This window comes from Streptomyces sp. LUP30, from assembly GCF_001746365.1.
Taxonomy (GTDB): Bacteria; Actinomycetota; Actinomycetes; order Streptomycetales; family Streptomycetaceae; genus Streptomyces.
On the sequence record NZ_MJAJ01000082.1, the window covers coordinates 1 to 14525 of the forward strand.

12 protein-coding genes and 1 pseudogene are annotated in these 14525 nt (G+C 73.7%); 5 read left to right on the forward strand and 8 right to left on the reverse strand.

Going from position 1 to position 14525, the window contains the following annotated elements:
- The 3 genes and pseudogenes from BG482_RS38130 to BG482_RS38140 form a co-directional block, all read right to left on the reverse strand.
- A pseudogene (locus BG482_RS38130) lies at positions 1–1061 on the reverse strand (ATP-binding protein); the annotation flags it as partial.
- Between the two features lie 71 nt (positions 1062–1132).
- On the reverse strand, positions 1133–1807 hold the full coding sequence (locus BG482_RS38135) for a DUF4255 domain-containing protein (protein WP_069773802.1): 675 nt from the start codon (positions 1805–1807) through the stop codon (positions 1133–1135).
- Between the two features lie 168 nt (positions 1808–1975).
- A complete protein-coding gene (locus BG482_RS38140) occupies positions 1976–2635 on the reverse strand; it encodes a LuxR C-terminal-related transcriptional regulator (protein ID WP_069773803.1) in 660 nt (219 codons plus the stop codon).
- Between the two features lie 291 nt (positions 2636–2926).
- On the opposite strand from BG482_RS38140, the gene BG482_RS38145 reads away from it, so the two are divergent.
- The gene (locus BG482_RS38145; protein WP_069773804.1) at positions 2927–5842 is read left to right on the forward strand and encodes an AAA family ATPase; all 2916 of its coding nucleotides are present in this window, start codon (positions 2927–2929) and stop codon (positions 5840–5842) included.
- Positions 5843–6071: 229 nt separating this feature from the next.
- Positions 6072–6425, forward strand: a complete 354-nt coding sequence (locus BG482_RS38150) for a hypothetical protein (RefSeq protein ID WP_069773805.1) — start codon at positions 6072–6074, stop codon at positions 6423–6425.
- Between the two features lie 183 nt (positions 6426–6608).
- On the opposite strand, the gene BG482_RS38155 is transcribed toward BG482_RS38150, so the two are convergent.
- Together BG482_RS38155 and BG482_RS38160 are read right to left on the reverse strand one after the other, a co-directional pair.
- On the reverse strand, positions 6609–8138 hold the full coding sequence (locus tag BG482_RS38155; protein ID WP_069773806.1) for a DEAD/DEAH box helicase: 1530 nt from the start codon (positions 8136–8138) through the stop codon (positions 6609–6611).
- Positions 8139–8237: 99 nt separating this feature from the next.
- Positions 8238–8441, reverse strand: coding sequence for a cold-shock protein (locus BG482_RS38160; RefSeq protein ID WP_057577999.1), 204 nt, complete (start codon positions 8439–8441; stop codon positions 8238–8240).
- A gap of 286 nt (positions 8442–8727) precedes the next feature.
- Between BG482_RS38160 and BG482_RS38165 the strand changes: the two genes are divergently transcribed.
- Positions 8728–9090, forward strand: a complete 363-nt coding sequence (locus tag BG482_RS38165; protein ID WP_069773807.1) for a DUF952 domain-containing protein — start codon at positions 8728–8730, stop codon at positions 9088–9090.
- A gap of 113 nt (positions 9091–9203) precedes the next feature.
- Here BG482_RS38165 and BG482_RS38170 read toward each other — a convergent pair whose 3' ends face one another.
- Complete coding sequence (locus BG482_RS38170) at positions 9204–9659, reverse strand: tellurite resistance TerB family protein (RefSeq protein ID WP_069773808.1); 456 nt, start codon at positions 9657–9659, stop codon at positions 9204–9206.
- A 160-nt stretch (positions 9660–9819) separates the two neighbouring features.
- Positions 9820–10521 carry a hypothetical protein gene (locus BG482_RS44420; protein ID WP_079142654.1) on the reverse strand — a complete coding sequence of 234 codons (702 nt, stop codon included), beginning with the start codon at positions 10519–10521 and terminating at the stop codon, positions 9820–9822.
- Positions 10522–11154: 633 nt separating this feature from the next.
- Here BG482_RS44420 and BG482_RS38180 point away from each other — a divergent pair.
- Positions 11155–12735, forward strand: coding sequence for a CBM35 domain-containing protein (locus tag BG482_RS38180; protein WP_069773826.1), 1581 nt, complete (start codon positions 11155–11157; stop codon positions 12733–12735).
- A 144-nt stretch (positions 12736–12879) separates the two neighbouring features.
- Here the strand turns inward: BG482_RS38180 and BG482_RS38185 are convergent, their stop codons facing one another.
- Positions 12880–13605: a helix-turn-helix domain-containing protein gene (locus BG482_RS38185; RefSeq protein ID WP_069773810.1), complete on the reverse strand. Its 726-nt coding sequence runs from the start codon at positions 13603–13605 to the stop codon at positions 12880–12882.
- Between the two features lie 236 nt (positions 13606–13841).
- Here BG482_RS38185 and BG482_RS38190 point away from each other — a divergent pair, with 236 nt between their 5' ends.
- Positions 13842–14510 (forward strand): DUF4097 family beta strand repeat-containing protein, encoded by a 669-nt coding sequence (locus BG482_RS38190; protein ID WP_069773811.1) that lies wholly within the window; start codon positions 13842–13844, stop codon positions 14508–14510.
- Positions 14511–14525 lie beyond the last annotated feature (15 nt).

The window sequence follows — 14525 nt, forward strand, 5'->3', positions numbered from 1 at the left end:
AGGTCGAAGGCCGCGACGGGTGCGCCCGCCGTGTCGAGCGCCGCGGCCCAGGCCGCCGTCCCGCCCGCCCGGCGGCGGGGCGCCTCCAGCACGAGCGGGTCGCGGGCGGCCCAGTGCGGGTCGTAGGGGCGCGGATCGGTGAGCAGGACGGTGACGTCGGGTGCGTCCGTCAGCGCGCCGATCAGCGGGCCGGGCCGTTCCGGAAGACCGGACAGGACGACCGCCGCCCCGCCGAGCCGCGCCTCGCGCAGCAACTCGGGGACGCGGTCCTCGGCGCCGGTGAAGCGCAGCGCGTCGACGCCCGCGGTCCGCAGAGCGGAGGCGATCGCGGCGAGGCCGTCGCCCTCGCGGTGTTCGCGCAGGTAGGCGGTGAGCGGCCGGCCCGTGCGCAGGCGGTGTGCCAGCAGGTCGGCGAGGTCCTCGGCGTCGGGCAGCGCCGGGGGCAGCGGATGCAGCAGGCCGTGCAGGGCGGCGTCCGGGGTGTCGTCGCCCAGCAGGTGGGCGAGCAGCCGGTCGGGCACGCGCAACGAGCGCGACAGGAAGGGCCGTTCGGGCTCCTCGACGTCCAGCAGTCCGTACGCGCGCAGGGGCGCCGAGGCGTGGAACCGGGCCCGGGCCGTGGCCAGGTGGGCGGGCGTTCCGCACAGGTCGAGGGCGAGTCCGACGGTGGCGCGCCGTCTGCTCACGTCGTCGTTGAGGTAGCCGTAGAGCGGTTCGAAGGACCGGTCCAGGTCGGGGGCGAGCGCGACGAGGAAGATCGCGGCGTCCAGGTCGGTGAGGCGGAGCCGGACGGCGAGGCCGGTCAGGGCGTCGTGACCGGCACGTGCGTCGTGGCCGGCCGGGGCGAGGCCGTCGGCGGGGGCGGCCGTCCCGCCCGCGAGGTGGTGGCGTACGGCCTCGTCCGAGAGGTACAGGCCGCGCAGCGGGTCGGCGGCGGTGGGGTCGGCGGCGGCGCGGCGGTCGACGAGGGCGGCGACCCCGTCCCGCAGTGCGGCGAGCCGGGCGAGCAGCGCGGCGGTGCCCTCCGGCCCGGCGGCGCTCCCGCGGGCGGCGAGGGTGATCGGCGGCGGGAAGGACGCGTCGTCCGCGGCGGTCCGGGCGTCGACGTCGTCCTGCTCCGTGCAGGCCCCGGTCACCGCTCGTCCGGGCGGGGGGACGCTGCCTCGCGGGCGGCGCGGGCGGCGGCCACCTGGTGGGGTCGGTGGGCGCGTTCGCCGGACTCCGGGGGGTCGCCGTCGATGCCGCGCACGCGGACGACGGCGCCCTCGGTGACCGGCGGCCCGGCGTCGTACTCGGGGTAGGCCGGGAACGGCGCGGTGACCACCAGGTCCAGGGACGGCTTGAGCTCGCCGCCCAGGGCGGACCAGATCTCGGCGAGGGACCGGGACTCGGTCTGGATGCCGGCCACCGTCACCGGCATCGCCAGGCCCAGCGCACCGAGAGCGCCCGGGAGTTCGTCGGCGGAGATCAGCTCGCGTGGCAGCAGTGTCGCCAACACCGCCGACAGCAGGCGGTGTTCGTCCTGCGGCGTCCGCGTCCACGCCGTCACCAGGTACGACAGCCGGAACCAGCGCGGCGGTTGGCGGCGCTTGACGACGATGTCCCGCTCGTCGCGCACCGCCATCTGGCCGCGCTGCCGACGCGAGACGTCCTCGCGGATGTCGTACAAGTAGGTGTTGATCACAGGGGCGTTGCGCCGGGCGGCCCAGTCGCGGGTCGGGGCCTCGAACGACACGTCGATGCCGGAGCCCGCCAGCGCGCCGCCCTCCAGCAGGCCCTTGAGGACCTCGTCCACTTCGTGGATCACCGTCGTGCTCCTCAACTGCCTTGCCTGTTCGACGGCCTTGCCCGTGTGCCCTGCCGCGCCCGCCGCTCACCGATCGTGCCCCGGACGGGCCGGGTTCCGAGAGGCGCGCCGGGGTCGGCGGCCGGGCAGGGAGGCTGCCCGCGTGTCCGCCTTCGATTGCCCGTTCGGTCAGATGTAGCCTTCCCGGAGGGCATATGCCACCGCGTGCGCCCGGTTGCGCAGATGCAACCGCGTCGTGAGTCCGTGCATGACGTTCTTGACGGTTCGTTCGGAGTAGGACAGCTTGCTGGCGATCTCTCCGGTGTCCAGGCCCTCGGCGACCAGCCGCAGGACGTCCACCTCCCGGGGCGCGAGTCCCAGGGAGGGGGCGCCGGGCCGGCCCGCCGCACCGCGGTGCAGCGTGCCCACCTGGCTGATCAGCCGGCCGAGCAGGTCGGCGGGCAGGTCGCCGTCACCGCGCTGCGCGGCCACCACCGCCTGCACCAGCCGGTGCGCGGTGGCCTCCCGGCGCCAGACGATGGCCCCGACGCCGCACTCGATGACGTCCAGCAGTTCCGTCTCGCGGATCGTGCCCACGACGAGCACCGCGCGGGAACCCTCGCTGCGCACGATGCGCCTCAGCCGGGCCAGCGCCGCCTCGTCGAGGGTGTCCTCGACGAGCAGCGCCACCGTGCCGGGTGCGGACGAGAGGTCCTCGCGGACCTCGACCTCAGGCCGCCCGCGCAACTGGCCGACGGCGCCCTCGCGGGAGATCGGGTCGGACGCCTGGACGGCCACGGGAATCCGCCGCCGGGCGCCGGTCTCCGGTGTCCGAGATGAGCTGTGCAACCGTTTCCCCCATGTTCACGGATCCGCGGTCCGACGGGGACCGGTGGCGGGTGGGCATGGTCCAGACTTCTGCGCCCCACGTGGCGAGCGCAATCGTGGAGCACCACGAGGCCGACCACGAGAGCAAGCCCCCGAACACCGTGGTTCGACGGTGTCTTCGCAGGTCAACGGCCTGAGACCGGGTCCGCTGAGGGGCTTCGTGAGCCTCGCCACAACGACCCCGGCCGGCCGGGCCGAACGGCACGTCCGCAACCCGTACATGTCCGATGTACCCGACAGCAGGAGGCAGGCATGACCGCACCGTTGCGGGAACGCGACGACGCCCACGCACTGCTCGCCGCGGAGATCGAGCGGGCCCGTGCCGGCGCCGGCCGGCTCGTCCTGCTGCGCGGGGCCACCGGCACCGGCCGCTCCGCCGCGCTGGAGGCCGCCACCGCGCACGCCAACCGGGTCGGCCTGCGCGTCCTGCGCGCCCGCTGCTCCCCCGAGGACACCGCGGTGCCGTTCTCCTCGGTCCTGCATCTCCTGGGCCCCGTACCGGAGTTCGCGGACGTCGCACCCGGCGGTGAGGACCGGGGGAGCGCGGCGCGGCTGTGGCGGCTGCTGCGCTCGTACGCGGACCGGGCGCCGCTCATGATGGCCGTCGACGACGTCCACCTCGCCGACGAGGCCTCGCACCGCTGGTTCGTGGAGGCGGCCCGCCGTATCGAGCGATTACCGGTTCTGCTGGTGGCCACCGAGCGCAGTCAGTACGACATCGCGCCGCGCCCCGCCGGGCTCGCGCACGCCCTCTCGCCGTCCCTGGTGCGCACCCACGCCCTGGCGCCGCTCACCGACGAGGCCTCGGCCGGCGTGGTCCGGGTGGCCTTCCCGGCCGCCCCGGACCGGTGGACGGCGGACTGCGTACGGGCCGGGGCGGGCATCCCCCTGCTCCTGCACGCCCTCCTCGACGACCTCGACGGCGCCCCGCCGCCGACGGCCGTCCCGACGACGTGCGCCGCGCTGTACCCGGGGTCCTATCCGGCCGCCGTCTCCTGGTGGCTCGACAACGCGGGACCGGCGACGGCGGAGGTGGCGCGGACGCTCGCGGCGCTGGAACCGGTGGCCCCGTCGGAACGTGCGGAACGTGCGCACGGGACTGACGGGACTGACGGGACTGACGGGTCGGCGGCCCGTCCGGCACGGGCGACGACCGCCGCGCACGACGAGTACGGCGTCCACCCCCGACACGCCGAACACCACGCCGAACACGCCGAGTACGCCGAGTACGCCGACGGCGGGAGCGCGTATCCGGCGGCCCCCGGGACCGCCCTCGCGGCCCTCGGCGCCGACGCCTGCGGCGCGGACCCCGCCCGCGTCACCGGCTGGTTCACCGCGATGACGCGGCTGGGAGTGCTGCGTCCCGACCCGTCCGGCCGCCCCCGGTACGCGCACCCCCTGCTGCGGGACGCCGTCCTCGCCGGCTGGTCCACCGCCCGCCGCCAGGAGGTGCACCGGGCGGTCGCCCAGGCGATGCTGCGCCGCGGCGACCACATCGACGCGGTGGCACGGCAGTTGCTGGGCAGCGCGCCGACCGGCCTGCCCTGGGCGCTGCGCGTGCTGCGCGACGCCGTCGCCGTCGCCGCCCGCGAGGGACGCCCCGACGACGCCGTCCGCTATCTGCGCCGAGCCCTGCAGGAGCCGCTGCCCGACGACCTGCGCCAGCGCATGCTCACGGAGCTCGGCTCGCTGGAGTACGCCAGCGCCGACGCCCCGGGCGGCATCCCGCGGCTGTCCGAGGCACTGGACCTGCCCGCGGCCCCCCGCGACCAGGTCCGCACGGCGATCGCCCTGGGCACCGCCCTCGCCGGCCGCGGGGAGGTCCGTACGGCGGTTGCGGCGCTGCGCCGGCTCGAGTCGCGGCTCGCGGACGGCCACGCCGGCCTGGCCCACACGCTGCAGACGGCGTCCGCGCTCCTGTCCGACCAGGACCAGACGGTCCGCGGCGAGGCCTACCGCTGGGTGACCGAGAACGCGGAGCGCTCCCCGGAGCTGGTCGGCGCCTCCGGCCGGGCGCTGCTCGTGCGGTACGCGGCGTCGGCCGGAGAGATCACGGCCCGGGAGGCGATGCGACGCATGCGCTCCCTGCTGACCGAGCCCGCCGACCCCCTCGCCGAGCCGTTCCTGCTGGGCACGGCCGCGGCGGTGGCCCAGTGGGCCGACGAACTCGACGAGGCGGACCGGCTCGTCGAACGCGGCCTGGCCGGACAGCACCCCTCCCTGCTGCACCCGATGGCCCAGGCCCTGCTGGACACCAGGTGGGACACGGCGGCGGCGCGCGGCGCGTACGGCGTCCTGCTCGCGACCCACTCCACCCGGCGCGTGGCCGGCGGTCCGGCCAACGCCGACGCGCACGCCCTGCTGGCCCTGGTGGAGACGGGCCGGACGCAGGAAGCCCGCCGGCTGGCGGACGCCTTCGACCTCCGGGACGCCCCCGACTCCTGGGAGCTGAACCGCTTCCTCTACGCGCGGGGCGTGCTGCGGTTCACCGAGGGGGACGTCCCCGGCGCCCTCCACGACTTCCTGGAGTGCGGCCGCCGTCAGTCCGCGCGCGCCGTCCTCAGCCCCGTCGTCACACCGTGGCGGACGGCGGCCGCGGAGTGCCGGCTGGCGCTGGGCAACGCACAGGAGGCGCTGACCCTGGCGACGGAGGAACTGCGGCTGGCCCGCGTGTGGGGCACCCCGCGGACCCTGGGACGGGCGTTGCGCGTCCTGGGCCGGGCGACCCGCGGCCGGCGGGGCCTGGAACTGGGCGCGGAGGCGGTGGCCGTGCTGCGCGACTCCCCGGCCGAGGCGGAACTGGTGGCCTCGCTGCTCGCCCACGGCCGCCAGTTGACCGGCGCCGGCGACCGTGTCAGGGGCCGCGAGCACCTGCGGGAGGGCGCCGAACGCGCCGAACGGCTGGGCAACCTCCGTCTGCTGGCCCACGCCGAGCAGGCCCTGCGCTCCGCGGGAGCCCGTCGCACGACGTCGGCGCACACCGGCTCGGCGGCCCTCACCAGCAGCGAGCGCCGTATCGCCGAACTCGCGGCGGAGGGCCGTACGAACACGGAGATAGCGCATCTGCTCCACCTGGCCCGCCGCACGGTGGAGACCCACCTGACCAGCACCTACAAGAAGCTGGGGATCCGCCGCAGGGGGGAGCTGCGCCAGGCGCTGGAGCCGTGAGCGGCGGCCGGCGGCGGGCGGGTAGGCGCACGGCCCGCCGGGTGCCGGGTGCCGGGTCCGCTCGGGCTCGCCGGTCCGCTGACCGGGGCCGAGGGCGACTCCCGTGGGACGGCGGGTGGTTCGGGCAGCGAGGGGAGGGGACGGACGGTCGGTGCGCTGTGACAGGTCTGCGACCGGCGCAGTGGTCCGCGTCACAGCCCGGGGGCCGCCTGCCTGATGGGATGCACGGATGCGTACCGCACTCACCGCCCTGCGCGGCTTTCTGCCGCCGCTCGCGGTGCACCTGCTGATCGGTCTCCCGACGGCCGTCGTCGTGCTGTGCGAGCGCTGGTACCTCGCCCACGGGCACTGCGACTACGGCGACCTCCGCCGCCGAGACCTCGGTCTGTGCACATACGACCAGATCGAGAACAGCGGCGTCGTCCTGATCGCGCTCGTGGCGTCCTCGGCGTTCGTCGTCCTGCTGCTCGTCCTCTTCGACGGCCTCGGGCCGCTGCGGACCGGCCGTCCGGCCCGGCCCCGGCTGCTGACCCTCCCCGCGATCCTGCTGCCCTACGCGGCGTACGCCGCGCTCGCCGGCTGACGCTCCCGGGCCTGGCGGTCGCAGCCGAAGGGAAGAGCCCGCTCCGCTCCTCGCCGCTCACCCGGCACACGGAGTTCGTCGCCCGGCTGCAGACCGAGCACGGTCCGGGCCGCGGTCACGCCGACGTGCCGGTGGCGCCCACGCGGGCGGAGGGCGTCGGCGGCCGAGCCCGGACGGGTCGCCTCAGCGGCCGCCCGTGCCGTTGCCGCCCGTGGCCGAGCGCCGACGGCCCTGAGCGGGGCGTCCACGCCGCGGACGGGGAGCGGAGCCGTTGTGCTCACCGCCGCCGTTGCCCCGTGCGCCGCCGTCCCGGCCGGAGCCGGAGCCCTTGCGCGCCGCGCCGCTGCGTGCGGGACGGCTCTCGGCGACGGCCGGCGGAGCGAGGACGACGGGGACGCCCGAGGGCGCCTGCGCGCCGGTGATGCGGCTCAGCTCGACGCCGCCCGAGCGGACCCGGGTGGTCTGCGGGGTGATTCCGGCGTCGGCCATCAGCCGCGTCATCTCCCGGCGCTGATGCGGCAGGACCAGCGTGACGACGGTGCCGGACTCGCCCGCGCGGGCCGTGCGGCCGCCGCGGTGCAGATAGTCCTTGTGGTCGCCGGGCGGGTCGACGTTGACGACGAGGTCGAGGTTGTCGACGTGGATGCCGCGGGCCGCGACGTTGGTCGCCACCAGCACGCTGACGTGACCGTCCTTGAACTGGGCCAGGGTCCGGTTGCGCTGGGACTGCGACTTGCCGCCGTGCAGCGAGGCCGCGCGCACCCCGACCGCCAGCAGCTTCTTGGCCAGCCGGTCCGCCGCGTGCTTGGTGTCCAGGAACATGATCACGCGTCCGTCGCGGGCGGCGATCTCCGTCGTCGTGGCGTGCTTGTCCTCGTCCTCCACGTGCAGCACATGGTGCTCCATCGTGGTGACGGCGCCCGCCGACGGGTCGACGGAGTGGACCACCGGGTCGTTCAGGTAGTTGCGCACCAGCCGGTCGACGTTGCGGTCCAGGGTGGCGGAGAACAGCATCCGCTGGCCGCCGGGGCGCACCTGGTCGAGCAGCTGCGTCACCTGCGGCATGAAGCCCATGTCGGCCATCTGGTCGGCCTCGTCGAGGACGGTGACGGCGACCCGGTCGAGTCGGCAGTCGTCCCGGTCGATGAGGTCCTTGAGACGTCCGGGCGTGGCCACGACGACCTCGGCGCCGCCGCGCAGGGCGCTCGCCTGACGGCCGATCGACAGTCCGCCGACCACCGTGGCGATCCGCAGCCGCAGCGAGCGGGCGTAGGGGGTGAGGGCGTCGGTGACCTGCTGGGCCAGCTCACGGGTGGGGACGAGGACCAGGGCCAGCGGCTGACGGGGCTCGGCCCGCTGCCCGGCGGTGCGGGCCAGCAGGGCCAGCCCGAAGGCGAGGGTCTTGCCGGAGCCCGTCCGGCCGCGGCCCAGGACGTCCCGGCCGGCCAGCGAGTTCGGCAGCGTGGCGGCCTGGATGGGGAACGGCGTGGTCACGCCCTCGGCGCCGAGGGCGGTCAGCAGCTGCTCGGGCATGTCGAGTTCGCTGAACGACTCGACGGCCGGCAGTCCCGGAGTGAGGGTGACGGGCACGGCGAACTCGCCACCGGACGCGGCGGGACTGCTCCCGCGTCCGTTCCGCCCGGCCTTGGCCGAACGGGACGGGGCGCTCTGGCGCCGGTCCGTACGGGAGCGGACGGAGCTGTTGCGGTTCATCCGTGACCTTCCTCGAAAGGGCGACACCATGAACCGGGGCCCGCACTCGAGAGTGCGGGCCCCGGCCGTGTCGTCCGCTTGAAACAGACGTCAGACGATTCAGGCGGGGAGGATGTTCTCCGCCTGCGGGCCCTTCTGGCCCTGCGTCACGTCGAAGGTAACCTTCTGGCCTTCCTGAAGCTCACGGAAGCCGGACGTGGCGATGTTCGAGTAGTGGGCGAAAACGTCCGGGCCGCCACCCTCCTGCTCGATGAAGCCGAAGCCCTTTTCCGAGTTGAACCACTTCACGGTGCCAGATGCCATGCTGTATCTCCTTTGGGGCAATGCCCGGAGTCCACACCTTGCGGACCCGGCGTCGCAGGATCAGGAAAGCCCCAAAAACAAAAAGAGTGCCCGTCGACGTATGGTCGAAGAGCACTCAAAAGCCTCTGGTAACCGAAACTGCCACTTTTATCACGGTAGCACAGGTTGGCATGCGGGGTCTGTGTCGGGGACCACATCGTGATCCGGCCGGTGTGTCCGACCCGGGTGTCCGACCCGCGCCCGGAAGCGCGGCGGTCGGCAGGACGTCCCACGGGAGAACAGCAACATGATCTATCACGTCGTACCGCTCGACGAGTGGAACGCGGCCCCCGACCGGCCCTATGCGCCGGTCTCCCTCGCGCGGGACGGCTTCGTGCACTGCTCGCCCGACGAGGAGACCACGCTCACGATCGCCGGCGCCTTCTACCGCACCGCTCCCCGGCCCCTGCTGGCTCTCGTCCTGGACGAGGCGCGGCTCACCGCGCGGTGCGAATGGGAGGCCGCCGCCCCGGCGCCGCCGCCCGGCGTGCCGGAGAGCACCCTGTTCCCGCACGTCTTCGGGCCGCTCGACCGCGACGCCGTCGTCCGCGTCCTGGAGGTCCGCTGGGACGAGCACGACCGTGCGACCGGTCTGACGGACGCAGGCTGACCGGTGCGGGAGAGCGCACGAGCCCTCCCGCACCGCGGGTCCGCGGGCCGGCCGGGACGAGCCCGGCAGCCCGGCGTCGCGGGCGGCGGTCCGGCTGAGGACCGGCGGAAGACTCAGAGGTCGAACTCGTGCGGCGGCAGGTCGAGGGTGAAGCACGCCTCGCGCACCACGGCCTGCTCGGTCTTGTCGAAGTCGCCGTCGGCGCCGCCGATCACGATGCCGATCTGGATGACGGCGCGGGCCTCGGCCGGCTTCTTCTTCGCCTTGGCGATCTCCTGCAGCACGCTCACCTTGCCGAAGTCGAAGTCGGTGGTCAGCTTGTTCAGGTTGTCGTCGAAGCGCCGCTGGAGGTCCGTGGCGTCGAAGTTCTGCAGTACCTCGTTGGTGGCGATCAGCTGCGCCACGCGACGCCGCTCGGCGGGGTCGACGGTGCCGTCCGCCGCCGCGACGAGGGCGCACATCGCCATGCTCGCGTCGCGGAAGGCGCCGCTCTTGAGGTCGTTCTTCTTCGCCACGAGCTGGGTCTGCATCGTCGACGCGGACTCCTTGAAGCGGTCCCACAGGGCCATGAGAACTCCAGACGGTCGGTTCGGTTCGGTATCTGCACCACAGGTGCGGCAACATCTACAGCAACGTAGAAACTACCGGCCGACCGGATAAGTTCCGGTGGGGTTCACGGACATGGCCGAGCCCGCGAAGGCGGGGCGGGCGGGCTCGGCGACGGCCGGTTCAGCTCAGGCAGAGCAGGCCCAGCAGACAGACCTCCGACGGGGAGGTCGCCGCCGGCGCGGGGTTCGTCCGGGACGACGACGTGCCCGCGCCGGAGTTCGAGCCGGAGCCGGTGGTCGACTGAGAGGCCGCGTCCGACGACGAGTTCGGCGTGGAGGTCGAACTCGACGCGCCCGTGCCGCCGTTCGCGGACGACCCGGACGACCCGGAGGTCCCCGACGACCCCGACGACGTGGAGGACTGCTGCCCGGTCGAGCCGCCGGGAGCGGCGACCGAGGCGCCGTAGGGCGAGGTGCCCGTGCCCTGCCCCGAGGCGGACTGTCCCCTCGTGCGGGTCCGGGGCGCGGACGCGGCGGCGCCGGGGCGGGGGTCCGACGGCGCGTACCGCTCGCCCCCGAGCTCGGTCGCCGGCGACTGCGACGCGAGGGTGGCGGGATCGGGCCGGTGGGCGTCGGACCGGGTGACCGTGGGGCGGGTGTGGTCGGAGGTGGGTTCCTCCCCGCCCGACGAGGTGGGGAGCTCCGGCGCGGCGGCCGCCTGTGTCCGGTCGCCGCCCTGCCGGTCCAGCGCGGCGACGGTCAGCCCGCCGCCGACGAGGGCGACGGCGGTCGCGACGACGGCCCGGCGCTGGTGCTTCTTCCAGCGGGCCAGCTGCCGCCGTCGTGCGGCCCGTCCCCGCGGCGCGTCCGGCGCCGGCTCCACGTCGGGCGCGCTCCCGGACCCCGAGGGCGCGAGGGGCGACGGGTCGGACGACGCGGACGACGCGGACGACGCATCGGGTGATGCGTAGGGCGACGACCCGTAGGAAGACCCCGCACAGGAAGACGACGTGTGCGATGCGGTGGAGGCCGGACCGCGGGAGGGCTCCGTCCACGGCGTGGGGTCCGTGTACGTGGTCGTGTACGCCGGTTGCGCCACCCGGGCCGGGACGACGCGGTCGTGGGTCGTGACCGGAGCGATGTCCGGTGCGTAGGCCCCGCACCCGGGACACACCAGGGCGCCGTTGAGATGCCGACGACACGAGGAGCAGTAGTCCATTGCGGTCTTCCTGAGTTGACGTGCCGACACCCCGTGGGGGGCCGCGACCTGGTCACGTTCGCACGTGGGATCGAACGGCCGTCACGCTAACGAGTCATTCGCAAGACTGTGTGCAGTCTGTGTGAGGCTCCTGCACGGATCCCTTGAGGGCCCTGGGGACGACTCCTTGTGCGTCCATCCATGTGAACAGAAATCAAGTACACGACACTTGACGTGCCCATATCGGCCCCTTAACTTCCGGGAGAAAGCGCTTTCCAGTTCGGCCGACCCGCACTCGCCCCGTTCCTGGAGATGAACATGCAGCTGAGATCCGTCATGGCGTGCGTCAGTCTGGTGTCCGGCGCGCTCGTCGCGCTCTCGGGCCCCACGGCACAGGCCGCCACCGCCCGCTACGAGGCGGAGGCCTCCCCGGCGGTCTGCACCGGAACCATCGACTCCGACTGGACCGGCTACTCCGGCAGCGGATTCTGCAACGGCGCCAACTCGACCGGCGGTTATGCCCAGTTCACGGTGAACGCGGCCACGGCCGGCACGGCCACCCTGAGCGTTCGCTTCGCCAACGGGGCCGCCGGCGCCCGCCCGGCCTCGCTCGTCGTCAACGGCACCGCCGTCCAGACCCCGTCCTTCGAGGCCACCGGCGCCTGGTCGACGTGGGTCACCAAGACCCTCACGGTCACCCTGAACGCGGGCGGCAACACGATCCGGCTCACTCCGACCACGTCCGCCGGGCTGCCCAACGTCGACTACGTCGACGCCGCGACCTCCGACGGCGGTACGACCCCGCCCGCCGGCGGCGCAATCTACGTCTCGCCGGCCGGCGTCGACGGCGCGGCCGGCACCCAGACCGCGCCCACCACCCTGACCTCGGCGATCAGCCGCGTGTCCGCGGGCGGGACGATCTACCTGCGCGGCGGCACGTACGCCTACGCCTCCACGGTCACCGTCCCGCAGACCAGCAACGGCACGGCCGCCGCCCGCACCACCCTGTCCGCCTACCCGGGCGAGAAGCCGGTCCTCGACTTCTCGGCGCAGAGCGAGAGCGCGTCGAACCGCGGGCTGCAGCTCTTCGGCTCGTACTGGCACGTGTACGGCATCGCCGTGCAGCACGCCGGGGACAACGGGATCTACGTGGGCGGCAGCCACAACGTCATCGAGCGCACGGTGACGGCGTACAACCGCGACACGGGACTCCAGCTCGGCCGGATCGCCTCCACCACACCGAGCAGCCAGTGGCCCTCCGACAACCTGGTCCTGAGCGCCGAGTCGCACGACAACGCCGACTCCGACGGAGAGGACGCCGACGGATTCGCCGCCAAGCTCACCACCGGCGCCGGCAACGTCTTCCGATACTCCGTCTCCCACAACAACATCGATGACGGCTGGGACCTCTACACCAAGACGGACACCGGCCCGATCGGCCCGGTGACCATCGAGGACTCCCTGTCCTACGACAACGGCACCCTCTCCGACGGCACCGTGAACTCCAACGGCGACCGCAACGGCTTCAAGCTCGGCGGCGACGACATCGCCGTGAACCACGTCGTGCGGCGCAGCATCGCGTTCCACAACGGCAAGCACGGCTTCACGTACAACAGCAACCCCGGCTCCATGGCCGTGTCGAACAACCTGAGCATCGACAACGCCCAGCGCAACTACTCGTGGGACGCGGGGACTTCGGTGTTCCGCGGCAACACCTCGTGCAGGTTCGGCGTGAGCGGCTCCAACGACAAGACCGTCGGCGACGCCGACGGCACCAACCAGTTCTGGACCGGTGCCAACGGCTCCCGGTGCGCCTCCTACCCGGGCGCCCTCGGCTGGTCCTTCGCCTCGGACGGCCGCCTCGTGGTGACGCTGGGAGGCAGGCAGGTGACGCTGTGACCGACGCGGCCGACCGGCCGCCGAGTGGACGGACCGTCTGACGACCGCTGAGGCCCGGGTTCCGCGACCCGGGCCTCAGCCATGGGCGACCCGGGTCTTCGCCGGGGGGAGGCAAGGCCTCGCGGGCGCTCGTCGTCGCCGTGGTCAGGCGGAGGGCGCCTCGGGCGGCGTGGAGAGGATCTCGCGGGCCTGTTCCGCCGCGCGGGTGGTGCTCTCGCGGACGAAGTCGAGGAAGCGGGCGATGTTCTCCAGGCGGGCGGCGGCCGGTGTGCCCGGGCCGAGGACGCCGACGCCCTGCCGGGCGATCGCGACGACCTGGAGCAGGGCCTCGGCGCTGGCCATCATCGACTGGTACCAGACGTCGTCGTCGACGACATAGCGCTCGCGGCGGCGTTCGTCGCGTTCCCGGCGCACCAGGCCCTGGCTCTCCAGGAACGCGATCGCCTTGGAGATGGACGCCGGGCTGACCTGGAGGCGCTGGACGAGTTCGGACGCGGTGAGGCTGCCCGCGTCGGTGAGGGTGAGACAGGCCAGCACCCGGGCCATCATCGCGGGCGTGCCCGACCCTATGAGGACGGTGGTGAACAGCTCCTCGTACTCGCGCATGGCCTCCGGGTCGCGCCCGTGGGCCTGCGGAGGCGCCTCCGTTCCCCGGGGCGCGGCCGGCCGGCGACGGTGGGTGCGCCGTTCGGTGGCGCGATGGGCCAGGTCGGCGCGGTAGGAGGCGGGGCCGCCGTTGCGCATCACCTCGCGCGTGATCGTCGAGGTCGGCCGGTCGAGACGCCTGGCGATCTCCGCGTAGGCGAGGCCGTCGGCCAGTCCCAGCGCGATCTGCTGGCGTTCCTGCTGGGTGAGCCTGCCTCCCGGCATCGCGGTCTCCTTCGTGCGCCGTTTCCCGCTCCGTGATGCCCCCAGCATAGCGTTCGCTTCCATCTCATTGCAACGAAGGCTGCCGTCTCGTTGCGTTAAATTCAGGACTGTTGCAACGAATTATGTGCTGTGAGCTGCGCGTATATGGTTTCATCGCAACAAAGTCATTGAGTGATCGATGAACGCAACGTAGCTTTTCCTCTGTCGGAAACAGTCAGTCGTCAAAGGAGAGAACGATGCAGAAGTTCGCCACCCCCACCCCGGTCTCCGCCGTCCTCGACGTCCCCGCGGGACGCATCCGGTTCATCGCCGCCGAGCGGTCCGACACCACGGTCGAGGTCCTGCCGGCGGACGTCTCGAACGGCAGCGACGTGAAGGCGGCGGAGCGGATCGCGGTGGACTACGCCGACGGCGTCCTGCGCATCGAGGCCGCCCCGGCGAAGAGCCGGATCCTCGGCAGCTCCGGGGCCGTCGAGGTGACCGTCCAGCTGCCCGCCGGCTCCCAGGTCGACGCGAAGACGGCGAGCGGCGAGTTCCGGGGCGTCGGACGGCTCGGCGACGTCGCCTTCGAGGGCGCGCAGGGCTCGGTCAAGCTGGACGAGACCGCGAGCGCCCGCCTCACCCTCATGGCCGGCGACGTCACGGTCGGCCGTCTGGGCGGCCCCGCGGAGATCAGCACCCAGAAGGGCGACATCAGCGTCGCCGAGGCCGTGCGCGGCACGGTCGCGCTGCGCACCGAGGCCGGCGGGATCTCGGTCGGCGCCGCCCGCGGGGTCTCCGCGTCCCTGGACGCCGGCACCGGCTTCGGCCGCGTCCACAACGCGCTGCGCAACGCCGACGGCGCCGCCGCCCTGAACATCCACGCGACCACCGCCTACGGCGACATCACCGCCCGCAGTCTCTGAGCCCCGCTTCCCCGT

Bases quoted from the DNA above. Each gene is read 5' to 3' on its own strand.
- BG482_RS38150 (WP_069773805.1), top strand. From the start codon at position 6,072: ATGCGTACCGCACTCACCGCCCTGCGCGGCTTTCTGCCGCCGCTCGCG.
- BG482_RS38165 (WP_069773807.1), top strand. From the start codon at position 8,728: ATGATCTATCACGTCGTACCGCTCGACGAGTGGAACGCGGCCCCCGAC.
- BG482_RS38160 (WP_057577999.1), bottom strand. From the start codon at position 8,441: ATGGCATCTGGCACCGTGAAGTGGTTCAACTCGGAAAAGGGCTTCGGC.
- BG482_RS38180 (WP_069773826.1), top strand. From the start codon at position 11,155: ATGCAGCTGAGATCCGTCATGGCGTGCGTCAGTCTGGTGTCCGGCGCG.
- BG482_RS38170 (WP_069773808.1), bottom strand. From the start codon at position 9,659: ATGGCCCTGTGGGACCGCTTCAAGGAGTCCGCGTCGACGATGCAGACC.
- BG482_RS38185 (WP_069773810.1), bottom strand. From the start codon at position 13,605: ATGCCGGGAGGCAGGCTCACCCAGCAGGAACGCCAGCAGATCGCGCTG.
- BG482_RS38190 (WP_069773811.1), top strand. From the start codon at position 13,842: ATGCAGAAGTTCGCCACCCCCACCCCGGTCTCCGCCGTCCTCGACGTC.
- BG482_RS38145 (WP_069773804.1), top strand. From the start codon at position 2,927: ATGACCGCACCGTTGCGGGAACGCGACGACGCCCACGCACTGCTCGCC.
- BG482_RS38155 (WP_069773806.1), bottom strand. From the start codon at position 8,138: ATGAACCGCAACAGCTCCGTCCGCTCCCGTACGGACCGGCGCCAGAGC.